We start from the raw sequence: 293 nt of genomic DNA on the forward strand, positions 1-293 counted from the left end.
ATCGCTATCTGAATCTGAGTCGCTGTCTGAATCTGAGTCGCTATCTGAGTCTGAGTCGCTGTCTGAATCCGAGTCACTATCTGAGTCTGAGTCGCTGTCTGAATCTGAGTCGCTGTCTGAATCTGAGTCACTATCTGAGTCTGAGTCGCTATCTGAGTCTGAATCGCTGTCTGAATCTGAGTCGCTGTCTGAATCTGAGTCGCTGTCTGAGTCTGAGTCGCTGTCTGAATCCGAGTCACTATCTGAGTCTGAGTCGCTGTCTGAATCTGAGTCGCTATCTGAATCTGAGTCGC

The organism is Staphylococcus rostri (genome assembly GCF_002902145.1).
In the GTDB taxonomy this organism is placed as follows: domain Bacteria; phylum Bacillota; class Bacilli; order Staphylococcales; family Staphylococcaceae; genus Staphylococcus; species Staphylococcus rostri.